Annotated in this window: 18 protein-coding genes and 1 tRNA gene; 12 read left to right on the top strand and 7 right to left on the bottom strand. The window is 66.3% G+C overall.

Going from position 1 to position 17,148, the window contains the following annotated elements; all coding sequences use genetic code 11:
* Position 1: 1 nt before the first annotated feature.
* The 12 genes from SLG_RS12925 to SLG_RS12870 all read left to right on the top strand — a co-directional run bounded on the left by SLG_RS12925 (position 2) and on the right by SLG_RS12870 (position 10,054).
* Positions 2–406 carry a hypothetical protein gene (locus SLG_RS12925; protein WP_014076926.1) on the top strand — a complete coding sequence of 135 codons (405 nt, stop codon included), beginning with the start codon at positions 2–4 and terminating at the stop codon, positions 404–406.
* Positions 403–1,392: a P-type conjugative transfer ATPase TrbB gene (trbB, locus tag SLG_RS12920; RefSeq protein WP_014076925.1), complete on the top strand. Its 990-nt coding sequence runs from the start codon at positions 403–405 to the stop codon at positions 1,390–1,392. The genes SLG_RS12925 and trbB overlap by 4 nt, the downstream gene beginning before the upstream one ends.
* 1 nt (position 1,393) lies before the next feature.
* Positions 1,394–1,729 (top strand): TrbC/VirB2 family protein, encoded by a 336-nt coding sequence (locus SLG_RS12915; RefSeq protein WP_014076924.1) that lies wholly within the window; start codon positions 1,394–1,396, stop codon positions 1,727–1,729.
* 8 nt (positions 1,730–1,737) lie between these two features.
* Entirely contained in the window at positions 1,738–2,022 is a 285-nt protein-coding gene (locus SLG_RS12910) for a VirB3 family type IV secretion system protein (RefSeq protein WP_014076923.1), read from the top strand.
* Positions 2,016–4,463, top strand: coding sequence for a conjugal transfer protein TrbE (trbE, locus tag SLG_RS12905; protein ID WP_014076922.1), 2,448 nt, complete (start codon positions 2,016–2,018; stop codon positions 4,461–4,463). The genes SLG_RS12910 and trbE overlap by 7 nt, the downstream gene beginning before the upstream one ends.
* Positions 4,463–5,206: a P-type conjugative transfer protein TrbJ gene (trbJ, locus tag SLG_RS12900; RefSeq protein WP_014076921.1), complete on the top strand. Its 744-nt coding sequence runs from the start codon at positions 4,463–4,465 to the stop codon at positions 5,204–5,206. Before trbE ends, trbJ begins: the two co-directional genes overlap by 1 nt.
* A gap of 114 nt (positions 5,207–5,320) precedes the next feature.
* Entirely contained in the window at positions 5,321–6,628 is a 1,308-nt protein-coding gene (trbL, locus tag SLG_RS12895) for a P-type conjugative transfer protein TrbL (protein WP_014076920.1), read from the top strand.
* A gap of 5 nt (positions 6,629–6,633) precedes the next feature.
* Positions 6,634–7,434, top strand: coding sequence for a conjugal transfer protein TrbF (gene trbF / locus SLG_RS12890; protein ID WP_014076919.1), 801 nt, complete (start codon positions 6,634–6,636; stop codon positions 7,432–7,434).
* Positions 7,431–8,384: a P-type conjugative transfer protein TrbG gene (gene trbG, locus SLG_RS12885; RefSeq protein WP_014076918.1), complete on the top strand. Its 954-nt coding sequence runs from the start codon at positions 7,431–7,433 to the stop codon at positions 8,382–8,384. Before trbF ends, trbG begins: the two co-directional genes overlap by 4 nt.
* Complete coding sequence (locus SLG_RS12880; protein WP_014076917.1) at positions 8,381–9,589, top strand: TrbI/VirB10 family protein; 1,209 nt, start codon at positions 8,381–8,383, stop codon at positions 9,587–9,589. Before trbG ends, SLG_RS12880 begins: the two co-directional genes overlap by 4 nt.
* Position 9,590: 1 nt before the next feature.
* A complete protein-coding gene (locus SLG_RS12875) occupies positions 9,591–9,821 on the top strand; it encodes a DUF2274 domain-containing protein (RefSeq protein WP_014076916.1) in 231 nt (76 codons plus the stop codon).
* Entirely contained in the window at positions 9,818–10,054 is a 237-nt protein-coding gene (locus SLG_RS12870) for a hypothetical protein (RefSeq protein WP_014076915.1), read from the top strand. The genes SLG_RS12875 and SLG_RS12870 overlap by 4 nt, the downstream gene beginning before the upstream one ends.
* 96 nt (positions 10,055–10,150) lie before the next feature.
* Here the strand turns inward: SLG_RS12870 and SLG_RS12865 are convergent, their stop codons facing one another.
* The 7 genes from SLG_RS12865 to SLG_RS12835 form a co-directional block, all read right to left on the bottom strand.
* Entirely contained in the window at positions 10,151–11,380 is a 1,230-nt protein-coding gene (locus SLG_RS12865; protein ID WP_014076914.1) for a tyrosine-type recombinase/integrase, read from the bottom strand.
* Between the two features lie 176 nt (positions 11,381–11,556).
* A tRNA-Leu gene (locus tag SLG_RS12860) sits at positions 11,557–11,643 on the bottom strand.
* Positions 11,644–11,739: 96 nt separating this feature from the next.
* On the bottom strand, positions 11,740–12,954 hold the full coding sequence (locus SLG_RS12855; protein WP_014076913.1) for a molybdopterin molybdotransferase MoeA: 1,215 nt from the start codon (positions 12,952–12,954) through the stop codon (positions 11,740–11,742).
* Entirely contained in the window at positions 12,951–13,418 is a 468-nt protein-coding gene (gene moaC, locus SLG_RS12850) for a cyclic pyranopterin monophosphate synthase MoaC (protein WP_014076912.1), read from the bottom strand. Before moaC ends, SLG_RS12855 begins: the two co-directional genes overlap by 4 nt.
* Entirely contained in the window at positions 13,415–14,206 is a 792-nt protein-coding gene (gene trpC / locus SLG_RS12845; protein WP_014076911.1) for an indole-3-glycerol phosphate synthase TrpC, read from the bottom strand. Before trpC ends, moaC begins: the two co-directional genes overlap by 4 nt.
* Positions 14,203–15,195, bottom strand: coding sequence for an anthranilate phosphoribosyltransferase (trpD, locus tag SLG_RS12840; protein WP_041393297.1), 993 nt, complete (start codon positions 15,193–15,195; stop codon positions 14,203–14,205). The genes trpC and trpD overlap by 4 nt, the downstream gene beginning before the upstream one ends.
* Positions 15,196–15,363: 168 nt before the next feature.
* A complete protein-coding gene (locus tag SLG_RS12835) occupies positions 15,364–17,091 on the bottom strand; it encodes a DUF885 domain-containing protein (protein ID WP_014076909.1) in 1,728 nt (575 codons plus the stop codon).
* Positions 17,092–17,148 lie beyond the last annotated feature (57 nt).

Here is a 17,148-nt window from a genome sequence, read left to right as displayed (position 1 = left end):
CATGAAGATCCGGCAGAACCTCTATATCGACCGGGAGCTGGCCGACGCGCTCGAAGCGCTGGCGTTGCGCCCCGGCGGCAACAAGTCGCGCATCGTCAATGAGGCACTCGGCACCTGGCTGGCCCGCAGGGCTACCAGGGAAGTCGACGATTTGCTCAAGGTCCGGCTCGACCGCATCTCGCGCGAGATCGGATCGTGCCGCCGCGATATCGAGGTTGTGCTCGAAGCCTTCGCGCTATTCGTGCGCTACCAGCTCACCGTAACCGCGCCGCTCCCCGAAGCCGATACCGCCGCGCTCGCGACCGGCAACGAACGGTTCGAGCGTTTCATCGCCCAGCTCGGCCGTCAGATCGCGGCTGGCAAGCACACATTGCGCGGCGCTGACGCTGGCGAGGTGCAGCCATGACCGCGGCATCCGCTTTGTCCGTCGACCGGCGTCGCGCGATGCTGCGCACGGCGATGGGGTCAGCCATCGCCGCCGCCCTTGGAGATCCCCGCGTGGTCGAGGTGATGGTCAATCCCGACGGCGCGCTGCGTGTTGATATTCTCGGCGAAGGTCGGGTCGATACGGACGTGCGGCTCGATCCCGCGCAGGTCGAGCGGATCATCCGGCTCGTTGCCAGCCATGCCCGCAGCGAGGTGCATGGCGAACGGCCGATCGTCTCGGCCGAGCTGCCGCCGCACGGTGACGGCGCCGGTGAGCGGTTCGAAGGATTGCTGCCGCCGGTATCGACCGCGCCCTGCTTCTCGATCCGCAAGCCTGCCGCGCGCATCTACACGCTGCTCGATTATGTGCGCGACGGCATCATGCCGGCGGAATCCGCCCGGCTGCTGTCCCGCGCCGTCGTCGATCGCAGGAACATCCTCGTCGTCGGCGGCACGTCCTCGGGCAAGACGACACTCGCCAATGCGCTCTTATCGGAGATGGCGCATCTCGACGAGCGGGTCATCCTGATCGAGGATACGCGCGAGCTGCAATGCGCGGCGCCCGATGTGGTGGCGCTACGTACCCGTGCCGGCTCGGTGACGATGGCCGACCTTGTCCGCTCGACGCTCCGGCTGCGGCCGGATCGCATCATCGTCGGCGAGGTTCGCGGTCCCGAAGCCCTCGACATGCTGAAAGCTTGGAGCACCGGGCATCCCGGCGGGATCGCCACCGTCCATGCCAACAGCGCCGCCTCCGCCCTCTATCGGATCGAACAGCTCGTGCAGGAGGCGGTGGTCACCGTGCCGCGCCGGCTGATCGCCGAGGCGATCGACCTGATCGTGTTCATCGCCGGGCGTGGCCTGGCCCGCCGCATTGAGACGATTGCCCGCGTCGCCGGCCTCGATCCCGACGGTGCCTACGCCGTTCTCGACATCACCCCTGCCATCCAACCCCAAGGAGAATGACATGCGCACTTTGAAGATTCCTGATCGCCGTTCCACCTTCCTCGTCGGTGCCGTGATCGGCCTGACGCTGACCATAAAGACCCGCGCCTTTGCGTCCGGCACCGGAATGCCGTGGGAGCAACCGCTCCAGCAGATTCTGGATTCGGTGCAAGGGCCGGTCGCCAAGATCGTCGCGGTGATCATCATCATCGTCACCGGCCTGACGCTCGCGTTCGGCGAGACCAGCGGTGGCTTCCGGCGCCTGATCCAGATCGTATTCGGTCTGTCGATCGCCTTTGCCGCGTCGAGCTTTTTCCTGTCCTTCTTCTCGTTTGGCGGCGGGGCGCTGATTGCGTGACGACCGCCATGCCAGCTTCGCCGCATATCGCCGGGGCCCACATCGAGGGCTTCGAGGCGCCAATTCACGGCGCCCTGGGCTCGCCGATCCTGCTGGGCGGCGCACCGCGGATGATCGCGATCGTGAACGGCACGATCGCGGCCGCGATCGGTCTCGGTCTCCAGCAATGGGTGGCGGGGCTGGTGCTGTGGGCGGCCGGACACAGCCTTGCCGTGTTCGCCGCCCGCCGTGACCCCGATTTCGCGCCAGTCCTCATCCGCCATCTCAGGCAGAGGAGCCATTTCACATGCTGAACCTGCGCGAATATCGCCACCGCGCCGACCGTCTGGCCGACCATCTGCCCTGGGCGGGGCTGGTCGCGGACGGCGTCGTTCTGAACAAGGATGGCAGCTTCCAGCGCACCCTGGCGTTTCGCGGCCCCGACCTCGGAAGCGCGACCGAAGCGGAGCTGATCTCGGCCTGCGCGCGGGCCAACAATGTCCTCAAACGCTTCGGGACCGGGTGGGCGCTGTTCTTCGAGGCGGAACGGCGCGAGAGCCAAGGCTATCCCGATAGCGCCTTTCCCGATGCGGCGTCCTGGCTGCTCGATGAGGAACGGCGCGCTGGATTCGAAGGCGAAGGCGAGCATTATGAGAGCCGCTTCCATCTGACGCTGGTCTGGCTGCCGCCCGCCGATAGCAGCGACGCCGCCGGCCGGTCGCTTGTGGAGCGTCCCGATGCCCATGAAGGCCGCGACTGGCGCAGCGTGCTCGCATCTTTCGTCGCCGAAACCGATCGCGCGCTCGACCTGTTCGGCGCCTTCATGCCCGAGATGCGCGCGCTCTCCTCGGCTGAAACGCTGACCTATCTGCATGGCGCCATATCGGAGCGGCCGCATCCGATCGCGATGCCCGATACGCCCATCTATCTGGATGGACTGTTGGCCGACACGCCGCTCATCGGTGGCCTCGAGCCGATGCTGGGGCTCAGTCATATCCGCACCCTGACCGTCACCGGCTTCCCGAATATGAGCCGGCCGGGCATTCTCGACGCGCTCAATGAGGCCGCTTTTCCCTATCGCTGGGTGACGCGCTTCATCAGTCTCGACAAGGCCGATGCGACCAGGGTGCTGACCAGGCTCCGGCGGCAATGGTTCAACAAGCGCAAGTCGATCACCGCGCTGCTGCGCGAGGTGATGTATAACCAGCCGGCGCAGCTCCTCGACAGCGATGCCGACAACAAGGTGATCGATGCCGATCTCGCGCTGCAGGCTTTGGGCGGCGATCATGTCGCGTTCGGCTATCTCACCGCCACGATCACCGTGGCGGATGAGGATCGCGTGCGCGTGGAGGACAAGGTCCGCAACGTCGAGCGGATCATCAACGGGCTGGGCTTCACCACGATCCGCGAGGGTGTGAACGCGGTCGAGGCATGGCTGTCGTCGCTCCCCGGCCAGACCTATGCCAATGTCCGCCAGCCCATCGTCCACACGCTGAACCTGGCCCATCTCATGCCGCTCTCGTCGGTATGGGCGGGACCGGCGCGCAATGCTCATCTCGACGGGCCGCCACTGCTCGTGGCGCAGACCGCTGGCTCGACCCCGTTCCGGCTCTCGACCCATGTCGGCGACGTCGGTCACATGATGGTCGTTGGGCCGACGGGCGCCGGCAAGTCGGTTCTTCTGGCGCTGATCGCGCTCCAGTTCCGGCGCTATGCAGCGAGCCAGATCTATATCTTCGACATGGGGCGTTCGGCCCGCGCTGCGACGCTGGCATGCGGTGGCGCTCACCACGCGCTCGGGTCCGGCGACGACGAGGGCGGTCTGGCCTTCCAGCCACTGCGCGCGATCGACGACATGGCGGAACGGGCCTGGGCGTCCGAATGGATCGTGGCTTTGCTCGACCAGCAAAAGGTTGTGGTCGATCCGGCCATCAAGGAAGCGGTCTGGTCGGCACTTGGCAGCCTGGCGTCGGCCCCGCCCGATGAACGGACAATCACCGGCCTGGCCCTCCTGCTTCAGTCCAATGCGCTCCGGTCCGCGATCGCCAGCTATACGCTCGAAGGCCCTTATGGACGGCTGCTCGATGCGGCGGAAAGCCGGCTCGCGCTTGCCGATATGCAGTGCTTCGAGACCGAGACGTTGATGAACAGCACGGGCGCGGTGGCGCCGGTGCTGACCTATCTCTTCCACCGCCTGGAGGAGCGGTTCGACGGACGGCCAACGCTGCTCATCCTCGACGAGGCCTGGAAGTTCCTCGACCATCCGCTGTTCGCCGCGCGCATCCGCGAATGGCTGAAGACGCTCAGAAAGAAGAATGTCGGTGTCGTCTTCGCCAGCCAGAGCCTCGCCGACGTGGCCGAAAGCAGCATTGCCCCGGCCATCATCGAGAGTTGCCCGCAGCGTATCCTGCTGCCCAATGATCGCGCGATCGAGCCGCAGGCGCGCGCCGCCTATGAGCGGTTCGGTCTCAACGACCGCCAGATCGAACTGATCGCCCGCGCCACGCCGAAGCGGCACTATTATCTGCAATCGGCGCGGGGCAATCGGCTGTTCGAGCTGGGATTGGGACCGATTGCGCTGGCGCTGTGCGGTGCGTCCGATCCCGCCACGCAGGAGCGGATCGACAGCATCCTGGCCGAGCAAGGGCCGGATCAGTTCGCGACCCACTTCCTCGCTTCCACTGGCCTCGACTGGGCCGCTGAGCTGCTCGCTGACTTTACCGCCCCCCATGCCCCCAAAGAAGGAGTCCTGTAATGCGTATCGTCCCACGCGAATATCTGATCGCGTCCGCGCTCGGTCTCGGCGCGACCGGCGCGCTCATCATCGCTGTGACCACCAGCACGCCTGCCCAGGCGCAATGGACCGTGTTCGATCCCTCGAACTATAGCCAGAATATCCTGACGGCCGCCCGGACGCTGCAGCAGATCAACAACCAGATCCAGATGCTGCAGAACCAGGCGCAGAGTCTCATCTACCAGGCGAAAAACCTGACGACGATCAGCTTTCCCGAGCTTCAGACGATCACCCAGACAATCCAGCAGATCGACCAGCTCATGGGACAGGCGCAGGGCATCCAGTTCCGTGTCGCCAATCTCGACCAGCAGTTCCACCAGCTTTTCCCCGACAGCTTGAACCAGGCATTCACCACCAACCAGCAGGTGCAGAGTGCCCGCGCCCGCATGGATACGGCAAAGGCGGCATTCCAGCAGACCATGACGGTCCAGTCGCAGGTTGTCGAGAATGTGCAGACTGACGCGCAGGCGCTCGCCGGCATCGTCGCGCGCAGCCAGGGCGCACAGGGCGCGCTTCAGGCGCAACAGGCCACCAACCAGCTTCTGGCGCTCACCGCCAAGCAGCAGTTCCAGATTCAGAACCTGATGGCCGCGCAATATCGCGCGCAGGCGATCGAGCAGGCGCAGCGTGCGCAGTCCAAGGCGGACGGGCAGGCGGCAACCGCCAGGTTCCTCGGTTCCGGTAACGCCTACACCCCCCAATAGGCTGCGCCGGATCAGGCGGCGGCGGTTCGCCTCCCGCCGCCGTCGCCGCGGGGCGTGTCGCCCTCAGCTCCCCAGGCACGTCCCGCGGCATCCCGCTTCAACAGGACAACGAATTTGAACGACCTCAACGTCATCGACAGCTTCATGCAGGCGTTCATCCGCTACATCGACAGCGGGTTCGGTGTGCTCGGCGGGGATGTCAGCTTCCTTGCCCGCACGCTGATCGCGATCGACATCACCCTGGCTGGCCTGTTCTGGGCGCTGGGCGGCGAAGACAATGTGCTGGGGCGCCTGATCCGCAAGGTGCTCTATATCGGTGCCTTCGCGTTCATCCTGAACAGCTTCTCGACGCTCGCCGACATCATCTTCCGCTCGTTCGCGCAGGCCGGGCTCACGGCGGGCGGCGGCACGCTGACGGCGGACGATCTCCTGAAACCCGGCCGTCTCGCCGGCATCGGATTTTCGGCAGCCTGGCCGCTGCTCGATCAGGCATCGAAGCTCACCACCTTCACCGGCTTCTTCGAGAATTTCCTGACGATCATGATCCTGCTGATCGCCTGGGTCATCGTCATCCTCGCCTTCTTCATCCTTGCGGTGCAGATGTTCGTGACGATCCTCGAGTTTAAGCTGACCAGCCTGGCCGGCTTCATCCTCGTGCCGTTCGCCTTCTGGAACCGCACCAGCTTCCTCGCCGAACGGGTGCTTGGCAATGTCGTCAGCTCCGGCATCAAGGTGATGGTGCTCGCCGTCATCGTCGGCATCGGCTCCAGTTATTTCACCCAGTTCACGACCGCGCTGCAGGGTCAGGAACCCGACATCGGGCAGGCGATGAGCCTCGTGCTGGCGAGCCTCGCCCTGTTCGGGCTTGGCATTTTCGGCCCCGGCATCGCGTCCGGCCTGGTCGCAGGCGCCCCACAGCTCGGTGCCGGATCGGCGATCGCCACGACAGCACTGGCGGCAGGCGGATTCGCCGCCGCTGGTGGTGCCGGTGTCTCCGCGGCGCGGGGTTTCGCGGGCGCGGGCCTTGGCGCGATCCGCGCCGGCACTACGATGGGATCAGCCGCGTCCACGGCTTGGAGGCTCGGCCAGGAAACATCCGGCTCCAACACGGTCGGTGCTGGTCTGGGCGGCCTCGCCACAGCCGCGCGCGGTACAGCGGCGCAGCGCCTGAACAATGCTTTCGGCGTTCGCGCCGCTGCCGAACGGGGCCAGCAAGCGGCCTGGGCAACGGGGAGCACCGCGCCCGCGTCAGCCGGCGCGACCGCAGGCGGGCCGGTATCCGATAGGCCCCCCGGCTGGGCACGCCGGCTCCAGTCCACGCAGGCCGCCCGTCATCACCGTCAGATGGCGATCCATGCGCTGCAATCCGGCGACCGCGGCGGTCATGGCGCCACCCCCGACATCAAGCAAAGGGAGGACTGATCCTCATGATCTTCAGGCGTCCGGTCCAGCGTTATGGACGAACCCCCGAACCGGAAACACCGTTTCAGCGTGCCGGCCAGCTCTGGGACGAAAGGATTGGCTCAGCCCGCGTCCAGGCCCGCAACTGGCGGCTGATGGCATTCGGCGGGCTGGGCCTCGCTGCCGCGCTGTCCGGCGGCCTGCTGTGGCAGTCGATGCAGAGCCGCGTTGTCCCTTATGTGGTCGAGGTGGACCAGCTCGGAGAACCCCGCGCTGTCAGTCCGGCGGATGCGACATATCGGCCGACTGATCCGCAGATCGCCTGGTTCCTCAGCCGCTTCATCGCGGATGTCCGCGGTCGCTCGCTCGATCCCGTGCTGATGCGCCAGAATTGGCTGTCAGCCTATGATTTCGTGACGACGCGTGGAAGCGTCTTCCTCGGCGAGTATGCCCGCTCGGCCAATCCCTTCGCGGGTCTCGGCGACAGGACCGTGTCGGTTCAGGTGACGAGCGTTGTGCGCGCATCCGACACGAGCTTTCAGGTGAAATGGACCGAGACGGCTTGGGAGCGCGGCGCGCTCGCAGGCAGGTCGCGCTGGACAGCCATCCTCACCGTGACGGTCAGGCCGCCGAAGACAGCCGACACGCTGAGGAAGAATCCGCTCGGCCTCTATGTCGATGCGATCGACTGGAGTCGCGAGCTTGAGACGCCGGCCGACCGGCCGGCCCCGGCACCACCGCGGCCTCCGGCCAATCTGCCACTCGGCTCCCCGCTCGACGCCAACCCTGATGCTCCCGCGCAGCCCCAACCGGAGACCCGTCCATGAAATATGCGATCCTCGCGACGGCCGTGCTGGCCGCCACCGCCCATGCCCAAGCTACGCCCCCGACGACGGTCGAGCCGCAGGCTGCCGCAGCGAGGCCGCCTGCCGCCCCGACAGCGATTCCGCCAGCTCCCCCGGTGCCGGTGGCAGCGACACCGCCTGTCCAGCATCGGCGGGCGCGACCATCGGCGGCCGAGCTGCGCGTGCGTGCGGCAAACGCGCAGGCAACGCAGGAACCGGCCGCGCACGCCTTCATCAACGCCGTCCAGATCTACCCCTATAGCGACGGCGTGCTCTACCGGCTCTTCGCGGCGCCCGAGCACGTGTCCGACATCGCGCTTCAGCCGGGGGAGACGATCGTCTCGATCGCCGCGGGAGACACCGCGCGCTGGACGGTCGGCGATACGAGCAGCGGCACCGGCGACACGAAACGCGCACACATCCTCGTCAAGCCGTTCGCGGCCGGCCTGTCGACCAACCTCATCATCACTACGGACCGGCGCGCCTATCATCTGCAAATGGAAAGCACCGCGACGACCGCGATGGCGGCGCTGTCCTGGACCTATCCGCAGGATGAGCTGATCGCGATCCGGCGCCAGCAGGCCGAAGCTGCGGCCGCCCGGCCGGTCGCCTCGGGGCTTGCGGTCGAGCAGCTCAATTTCAGCTATGCGATCACCGGCGACAATCCGGCCTGGCGGCCGCTGCGCGCATTCGACGACGGGCGGCAGACTTTCATCGAGTTCCCGGCGAGCCTGGGCACCGGCGAAGCGCCGCCGTTGTTCCTCGTCGATGCGAGAGGCGAGGCAAGCCTCGTCAACTACCGCGTCCAGGGCCGTTTCTATGTGGTCGATCGCCTGTTCGACATGGCCGAGCTGCGGCTGGGGCTCAGGCATCAGCAGATCGTCCGCATCGCCCGCGCGAGCGACAACGGCCGGCGTCGGAGGGGATCATGAGCGAAGCAGCCCTCCAGCCCGCGCCCAAGGTCGACCCAGAGACGCTGGTCTTGCGCGCCAGGCCGCCGCGCGCGATCCGGTTCAGGCGCGGCATCATCATCGCCATCGCCGCGATCGGCTCCGCCAGTCTTATTGCGGTCGCCTGGCTGGCACTGAAGCCGCGCATATTCCGGCACCTCGATGCTCAGGAAGAATTGTCGCAGCCGAATGCACGTCTGACGAGCGATGCGCTGAGGGGAGCGCCGGCCAGCTATGGCGATGTGCCAAGGCTGGGTCCGCCGCTGCCGGGCGATCTCGGCAGGCCGATCCTCGAGCATCAGCAGGCCATGGCTGCGATGGCCGGCCCGATAGATCAGCAGGCGCAGCAGATCGACGCGGCCAACAGCGAGCGCCGGATCGCCGAGCAGAAAGCTGCGCGGGAATCGGATGTGCTGGTGCAGAGCCGGCAGGGTAGCGGCACAGTCGACAGCCTGCCTGCGGTGCCGGCCGCCCCCGCGCCGGCCTCCTCGGCGGACAATGGCAAGGTCGCGCTCGATCCCGAGCGCGATCCAAACGCCCAGGGGCGCAAGGCCGAATTCGTGAGCGGCCTCGATCCGCGCGGTGACACGAATCCGCACCCACTCGTCCCGGCCCCGTCGCCTTACACATTGTCGGCCGGCAGTGTGATCGCGGCCAGCCTCATAACGGGCATCAGATCTGACCTGCCCGGGCTGGTCACCGCCCAGGTGACCGAGAATGTCTATGACAGCGCCACCGGCGGTATTCTGCTCGTGCCGCAGGGCGCGCGGCTAATCGGCAGCTATGACAGCGTGGTGGCTTTCGGGCAGAAGCGTGCGCTGGTCGTCTGGCAACGGATCATGCTGCCAGACGGCAGCTCGCTTCGTATCGACAACGTGCCGGCGACCGATCCCTCCGGCTATGCCGGATTGCAGGACAAGGTGGATTTTCACACTTGGCAGCTATTGAAAGGCGTCGCTCTGTCGACCTTGCTCGGCGTCAGTTCCGAGCTGGCCTTCTCCGGTCAGAGCGATCTTGTGAAGGCGCTCCGCATGGCGACACAGGATACAGTATCGCGCGCCGGCGACCGGATCACCCAGCGCAATCTCAACATCCAGCCGACTATCACGATCCGGCCCGGCGCGCCCGTGCGCCTGGTCGTTCACAAGGATCTGATCCTGGCGCCCTGGCATGAACAAGGAGACTGACATGGCGGACCTGAAACTGGGAAAGCTTCCCGATCGGACGCCGGTCAAGCTCGGCATCACGCTCTCACCCGAGCTGCATCAGGCGCTCAAGGCTTATGCCCGTGCCTATGAGCAAGCCTATGGCGCACCCGAGCCGCTGACCGAACTCATTCCCGCGATGCTCGCGGCATTCCTTGAAACCGATCGCGGATTTCTCAGGGCCCGTGACGCTGCGCTAAGGGGGCAGAAATGATCGAGCGGGGATGGGAAAAGAAGATTGAGCCCCTGACGGTGCGTGTGTCCACGGCCGTCCGGATTACAGGTCTCAGCCGATCCCGGATCTACGAGCTCATCCAGTCCGGCGACCTTGAAACAACGAAGGTCGGGCGCGCGACGCTCGTCCAGTATCGGAGCCTGAAGGTCCTGACGGGCAACGAGGCTTCAGCCATGTCCGCGTCAGGCAGCGGTACGAAACACGGGGAATGACCGATACTGCGGTCGCAATGTCGGGAGTGACCGGCAAAGCGGTCAGTGGCGCTGACACGAGACGATGCTGCCCCGTGTCAGCGCCGGAAAGAAAATTCAGCCGGAAGTTCCGTCTTTGCCGAAGCTGCCCCACAGCACTTTCCCGCCGTCCCGCAGCGTATCGAGATAGTCGGACCAGTACTGCATCATCCGCACGCGCTCGTCCCAATACTCGCCGCGCGCATAGGCGCGCCGGACCTGATTGGTGTCGACATGTGCGAGCTGTCGTTCGATAGCGTCGGGGTTCCACTCGCCCATTTCGTTGAGCAGCGTCGCTGCCATCGCCCGGAATCCGTGTGCGGTCATCTGGTCGGTCGTGTAGCCAAGCTTGCGCAGGCCCTGATTGACGGCATTCTCCGACATCGCCTTGCGCGGCTTGCCGAGGCACGGAAACAGATACTTCCACCAATGCGTGTGCTCGTGAAGCTCCTTGAGCATCTCGATCACCTGTCGCGAGAGCGGGACGCGGTGCGGGCGTCGCATCTTCATCCGCTCGGCCGGAATGAACCAGATAGCCTCGTCGAAATCGATGTCGGTCCACTCGGCCTGTCGGAGTTCGCCGGGACGTAGCAGCACATGCGGCGACAGGCGCATGGCCATGACCGTCACCTTGTGCCCGGTATAGCCATCGATTGCTCGGAGCAGCGTACCGACCTCGGAAGGTCGGGTGATGGCAGCGAAATGCTTCACCTTCGGCACCGCGATCGCGCCGCGAAGGTCGGCGGCGACGTCCTTGTCGCAACGGACCGTCGCCACGCCATAGCGGAACACCCGGCTGAGGACGCTGCGCATGCGACGGGCGCTCTCGTAGGCGCCCGTGGCCTCGATCTTGCGCAGGACGGCGAGCGCCTCATGGGGCGTGATCTGGGCGATCGGGATGTTGCCGATCATTGGGTAGGCCTTGTCGAGCAGCCAGCTGATCTTTTCGATCGTCACCGGCGCGAGGCCGTCCCGTTCGCACTTCACCAGCCATTCCTGGGCCACAGCCTCAAAGGTGTTCGCCGCAGCATGTTTGGCGGCGATCCGCGCGCGCTTCTTTTCCAGCGCCGGATCGATCCCGTTGGCGACCAGCTTCTTGGCGTCGTCTCGCCGCGTCCGAGCATCAGCGAGGCTGATCTGCGGCCAGCCACCGAGGTGAAGGGTCTTTTGTCTGTCAAGAAAGCGATATCGAAATCGCCAAAGCTTCGAGCCGTTTGGCTGGATGATTAGGTAGAGGCCTTGAGAATCGGAGAGGTTCCAGGCCTTGTCCCTCGGTTTTGCGGCATTGATCTGGATGTAGGTCAGCATGGTCGGTTTCCCAGCAAAGCCGGGTCGATCCGAGAGCCCCAAAAAGAGCAACATTTGTTGCTGCTGCTGGTGCTCTTAGCCGGATTTCGCCGGACGGTGTCTGGCGATTCTCGGTCTAAAAATGCTGTGAAACCAGCCGCTTACTGGACGCTGCTGGACGTATCCAGAGCCAGGATTGGTGCCCAGAAGAGGACTCGAACCTCCACGACCTTGCGATCGCCAGCACCTGAAGCTGGTGCGTCTACCAATTCCGCCATCTGGGCACGGGGCAGTGGACTGCCTGTTGGGTAGGTGGGCGCGGGTAGCGGGCGCGAGCGGGCTTGTCAACGAGTCCGTTGGGGAAAATCGCAGGAGATCGCTCAGCCGGCGAGGCCGAGGGCGGGCCAGTCGAGGATCGGGGCCTTTTCGCCGGCACGGGCCGCGGGCGAAGCTGCGGGGCGGACGATGAGCGCATTCGCTCTGGCGGCCGCATGCATGGCCGCGCTGTCCTGGAACGCGATGGGCGTGACGGTCTCGCCTGCCACGGTCGCACGCACAAAATCGGTGCGGCCGCCCACCGCCGGCATGTCGGTGGCAAGCACCGCGTCGCGCGTCCGGGGCAGCGGTTCGGCGGCGCCTGCGAGGTGGCGGACCAGCGGGAGCAGGAACAGTGCGCTGGTCACCATGGCCGATACGGGGTTGCCCGGCAGGCCGAGGAGGATGGCGCCGCCGATCCTGCCCACGATCAGCGGCTTGCCCGGCCGCATGGCGATCCGCCAGAAATCGATGCTGCCGCCCGCGGCTTCCAGTGCAGGCCGGACGAGATCGTGGTCGCCGACCGAGGCGCCGCCCGAGGTGACGATGACATGCGCCTCATCCGCTTCGGCGGCGTGCCGCAGGGCCTGTGTCAGCAAGCCGAGATCGTCGGGAACCAGCGTTTCCCCGGCCACGGTCGCGCCGGCACCCTCGGCCATCGCGCGCAGCATGACTCCGTTGGAGGCGGGCAGGCGGCCCGGCGGGCAAGGCGCGCCGGGCGGGATCAGCTCGCTTCCGGTTGAAAGGATGCTGATGCGCGGGCGCCCCCCCAGCGGCATCGCTCCGTGTCCCGCCAGTGCGGCCAGCGCGACCTGAGCTGGGCCGAGGCGGATGCCGGCGGGCAGCAGGGTAGCGCCTTGTGCGAAGTCGCTGGCGCGCGGACGGACATGGCGTCCCCGTCCCCTGGGTCCCTCGCCGGTGAGGCGGACCAGCGTTCCATCGACGTGAACGTCCTCCTGCACCACGACCGTGTCCGCACCGGGCGGCAATGGCGCGCCGGTGAAGATGCGCATCGCCTCGCCTTCGCCAAGAGGCGCACGGCCCGGTACGGCACCCGCCGCCATTTCGCCCACGACGCGCCAGGGGCCGGGCATGTCCGCATGGCGCATGGCATAGCCATCCATGGCGGAGAGATCCGTCCAGGGCTGATCGCGCGCGGCGGCGAGCGGTTCGGCAAGGTAGCGGCTGGCAGCCTCGGCGAGGGGCGCGAGGCAGGCGGGCAGGGGGCTCGCCATCGCGAGCAGCCGGGCCTGCGCCTCCTCGACGGGGAGCAGGTTCATGCCGACCAGTCGCCGGATTTTCCGCCGCTCTTTGCAGAGACGTGAATGTCCTTCATGATCATGTGCTTGTCGACTGCCTTGAGCATGTCATACAAGGTGAGGAGGGCTGCAGAAACGGCCGTGAGCGCCTCCATTTCCACCCCGGTCTTGCCTGCCGTCTTCACGGTCGCCGTGGCAATCGCGCCTTTCTCGTCGAGCGCAAGATCGAGCGTGATGCCAGTGAGTGGCAGCGGGTGGCAAAGTGGAATAATGTCGCTCGTGCGCTTGGCCGCCATGATCCCGGCGATGCGTGCCGCGGCGAACACATCGCCCTTGGCGGCGCTTCCCTCGGCAATCGCGCCGCGCGCCGCGTCATTCATGTCGATCCGGCCGGTCGCGACAGCGGTGCGGGCAGTGTCCGCCTTGGCGGAGACATCCACCATGCGTGCGGCCCCCGCTTCGTCGGTATGGCTGAGCCCGGTCATGCGGCGCCGATCAACGCGCGGGTTGCGGATTCGACGTCCGCCTGCCGCATGAGCGATTCGCCAACGAGGAAGCAGCGCACAGCATGCTCTGCCATGGCATCGAGATCGGCGCGTGTGGTGAGGCCGCTTTCGGCGACGAAGGTGCAGCCCTGCGGCGCGCTGCCCACCAGCTCATATGTTCGGGCAAAATCGACGGTGAAGTCCTTGAGATTGCGATTATTGACGCCGATGAGGCGCGAGCGCAGGGTAAGCGCCCGTTCCAACTCGTGGGCATCATGCACTTCCACCAGCGCGTCCATGCCCAGGCCGATAGCGACGTCCTCGATCTCGCGCATCTGCTGGTCGCTCAAGGCTGCGACGATGATGAGGATCGCGTCGGCGCCGATCGCGCGGCTTTCCAGGACCTGCCATGGATCGACCATGAAATCCTTGCGCAGCACCGGCAGGGCGCAGGCGGCGCGGGCGGCCACCAGATAATCCTCATGGCCTTGGAAATAGGGTGCATCGGTCAGAACGGAGAGGCAGGCCGCGCCGCCGGCTTCATAAGCGCGGGCATGAGCCGGCGGATCGAAATCGGCGCGAATGAGCCCCTTGGAAGGGCTGGCCTTCTTCACCTCGGCGATGAGGCCATAGCCTCCTGCGACCACTTTCTCGTCCAGCGCCCGGCGGAAGCCGCGCGGCGGCGTCTGCGCGGCGGCGCGTCTCTCGAGGTCCGCGAGGCTGATCGCCGCCTTGCGCGCGGCAACTTCCTCGCGCTTGGTGGCGCAGATTTCGTCGAGCTTGTTCATTCGTAAGCGATCCAGCACTGGAGGAGGGCCTTGGCAAGGCCCTTGTCGATGACCTCGGCCGCCTGCGCGACACCCTCGACCAACGTCTCCGCGCGTCCGGCGACCATGAGCGCCGCGGCCGCGTTGAGCAGCACGGCGTCGCGATAGGGACCATGCTCGCCCAGCAGGAGCGCTTGCAGCGCCGCCGCGTTATACGCCGGGTCGCCGCCCCGGATGGCATCGATGGGGTGGGACGGCAGCCCGGCGTCGGCCGCGCTCACGCGGCGCATCGCCACGATACCGTCAGCTGTCACGTCCGCGACGTCGTTGCCTCCGGCCATGCTCAGTTCGTCCAGCCCCTCGTCGCCCGAGACGACCATGGCCCGCTCGACGCCCAGCGATGCGAGCGCCTGCGCATAGATCGGCACATAGGCCGGCCGCGCGATCCCGATGAGCTGGCGCGTCACCCCGGCGGGATTGGCGAGCGGCCCCATGAGGTTGAAGATGGTGCGCCGCCCGATCGCGCGGCGGATCGGACCCAGCCGCGCCAGGGCAGGGTGGTGCTTCTGCGCGAAGAGGAAGCAGATGCCGATCTCGGCGAGGCTGCGCTCGGCGGTTTGCGCCGCGCGGTCGAGATCGAGTCCCAGTGCTTCCAGCGTGTCGGCCGCGCCCGCCTTGGATGAGGCGGCGCGATTGCCGTGCTTGGCGACTGGCACCCCGCATGCCGCGACGACGAGGCTGACGGCCGTGGAGACGTTGAGCGTATGATGCCCGTCGCCGCCGGTGCCGCACACGTCGATCGCGCCGGACGGTGCGGTGACAGGGCTCAGCCGCGCGCGCATTTCCCGCGCTGCGGCGGCGATTTCGGTTGCCGTCTCGCCCCGGTCGGAGAGGGCGACGAGAAAGGCGGCAATGGCCTCATCGCTGACCGTGCCATCGAGAATGGCCGCAAAGGCGCGGGCTGCGTCCGCCTCGGGTAGCGGTGCGGTGGGGTCGGGCAGGGAGGTCATCGCGCTCATGGTCGTTGCCATAAGGGCCGTGGATCGAAAAAGTCGAGCCCGTTCATGCCCGGTTTCGCCAGCGCGCGAGGATTACCCGGGAAAGGTGGAAAGCCGCCGGGGCGGGGACGGCGCCCTCGCGGCAGGAAGAGCGGCGCCGGACACGCGCCGCTCCATGCCTCAGTTCGCGACGAGGTCCGGATTGGGGTTCTTGCCGCCGTCCGCAATCCATTCGTCGATCACGCGCTCCAGCGTGGGCAGGGGCACCGCGCCCAGGCCAAGGATCACGTCATGGAACCACCGCTGGTCGAACCTGTCGCCCAGCGCCTTTTCCGCCTCGGCACGCTTGCGGCGGATGAGCAGTTCGCCCAGCTTGTAGGCATTGGCCTGGCCCGGGCTGGTGATGTAGCGGTCCGTCTCGATCGTGACCTCATGGTCGGACAGGGCCGTGTGGTTCCTGAGATAATCATAGGCCTGCTGGCGGGTCCAGCCCTTGTGATGCAGCCCGGTGTCGATCACGAGGCGAGTGGCGCGCCACATCTCGTAGGTCTGGCGGCCGAATTCGTCATAAGGCGTCTCATAGATGCCCCATTTGGTGCCCAGCCATTCCATGTAGAGCGCCCAGCCTTCGCCATAGCCGGAGAAATAGGTGTTCTTGCGGATCTCCGGCCGGTCCGGGCCTTCCAGAGCCAGGGCGGCCTGGAAGCTGTGGCCTGGCGCGCATTCATGCGCGGTGAGCGGCGGGATGGTATAGAGCGGCCGCGCCGGCAGATTGTAGGTGTTCATCTTGCAGCTTTCGAGGCCGCCATTGCCGCCGGTCGCGAAGGGCGCGATATTGTCCGGCGTTGGCCGGATGGTGAAGCGATAGCGCGGCAGCAGGCCGATCGTGTTCTTGAGTTCGCCATTGATCTTGTTGGCGACATAAGAGGACTTGGCGAGCAGTTCGTAAGGCGTCTTCGCGTAGAATTGCGGGTCGGTCTTCAGGAAGTGCAGGAAGCCCGCGAAATCGCCGGTCCAGCCGGATTCCTTCATGGTCCGGTCCATGTCCGCCTTGATGCGGGCCACTTCCTTGAGGCCGATCTCGTGGATCTCGTCCGGCGTCAGGTCCAGCGTGGTATATTGCCGCAGCTTGGCGGCATAATAGGCCTTGCCGTCCGGGAGCGCCTCGGCGGAGGTCTCGGTGCGGGCCTTGGGCATATATTCGGTCTGGAGGAAAGTCAGCAGCTTCGCGAACGCCTTCGATGTCTCAGCGACGGCGGCCTTGCCCTGCGCCTGTAGCGGCGCGACCTGGTCGGCGGGGATGCTGGCAGGCATCATGGTGAAGGGCTGGTAGAGGGGGTTGGCTGTGGCGTCCGTGCTCGCCAGCGGCTCCACCGCCTTCTCGCGACCCTTCACGGCGATCGCCGAACGCGTGAACCCACGCTTGATTCCCGCGCGCATGTTGGCGATCTGCTCGTCCACATAGCGCGGCATCTCGGAAAGGCGCGACAGATAGGCCTTGTAGCCCTCGACCGAGCCGAAGCCATAATTGGGCGCCATCCAGGTCCAGAAGCCGAACGCGTCCTCATATTCCTTGAAGCGATATTCGGTCAGGAAGCCCTGCAGCGCTTCCCGGAACACTTCGGCATTGATGCGCTCTTCCGGCGAGAGCTGGTCGAGCGGGAGGGCGTCCAGCTTCTTGAGGGCATCGCTCCAGTAAGCAGCGCGCCGCGCCTGCGACGCGGCGTCGACATGCGGCATGTGCGGATTTGGCGGACCCTCGCCCCGCGCCATATTCTCGCTGACTCGCCACTGCCACTCGGCGTCGTAGAGGGCCTTGAGCTGCTGGTCAGCAGGGCTCTGGGCCAGCGCCCCCGTGGATGCCGATGCGGCGACCAGTGCCGCCGCGATGAACCAGTGCCTGCGCATGTCCGCTTCCCCTTCGAATCCTCGACTCGAAGTTTAGTATACGAAATACAATCATTG

It is taken from the genome of Sphingobium sp. SYK-6, assembly GCF_000283515.1.
In the GTDB taxonomy this organism is placed as follows: Bacteria; Pseudomonadota; Alphaproteobacteria; order Sphingomonadales; family Sphingomonadaceae; genus Sphingobium; species Sphingobium lignivorans.
The sequence above is the reverse complement of the archived record's forward strand: the minus strand, read 5'-3'. Positions and strand labels throughout refer to the sequence as shown.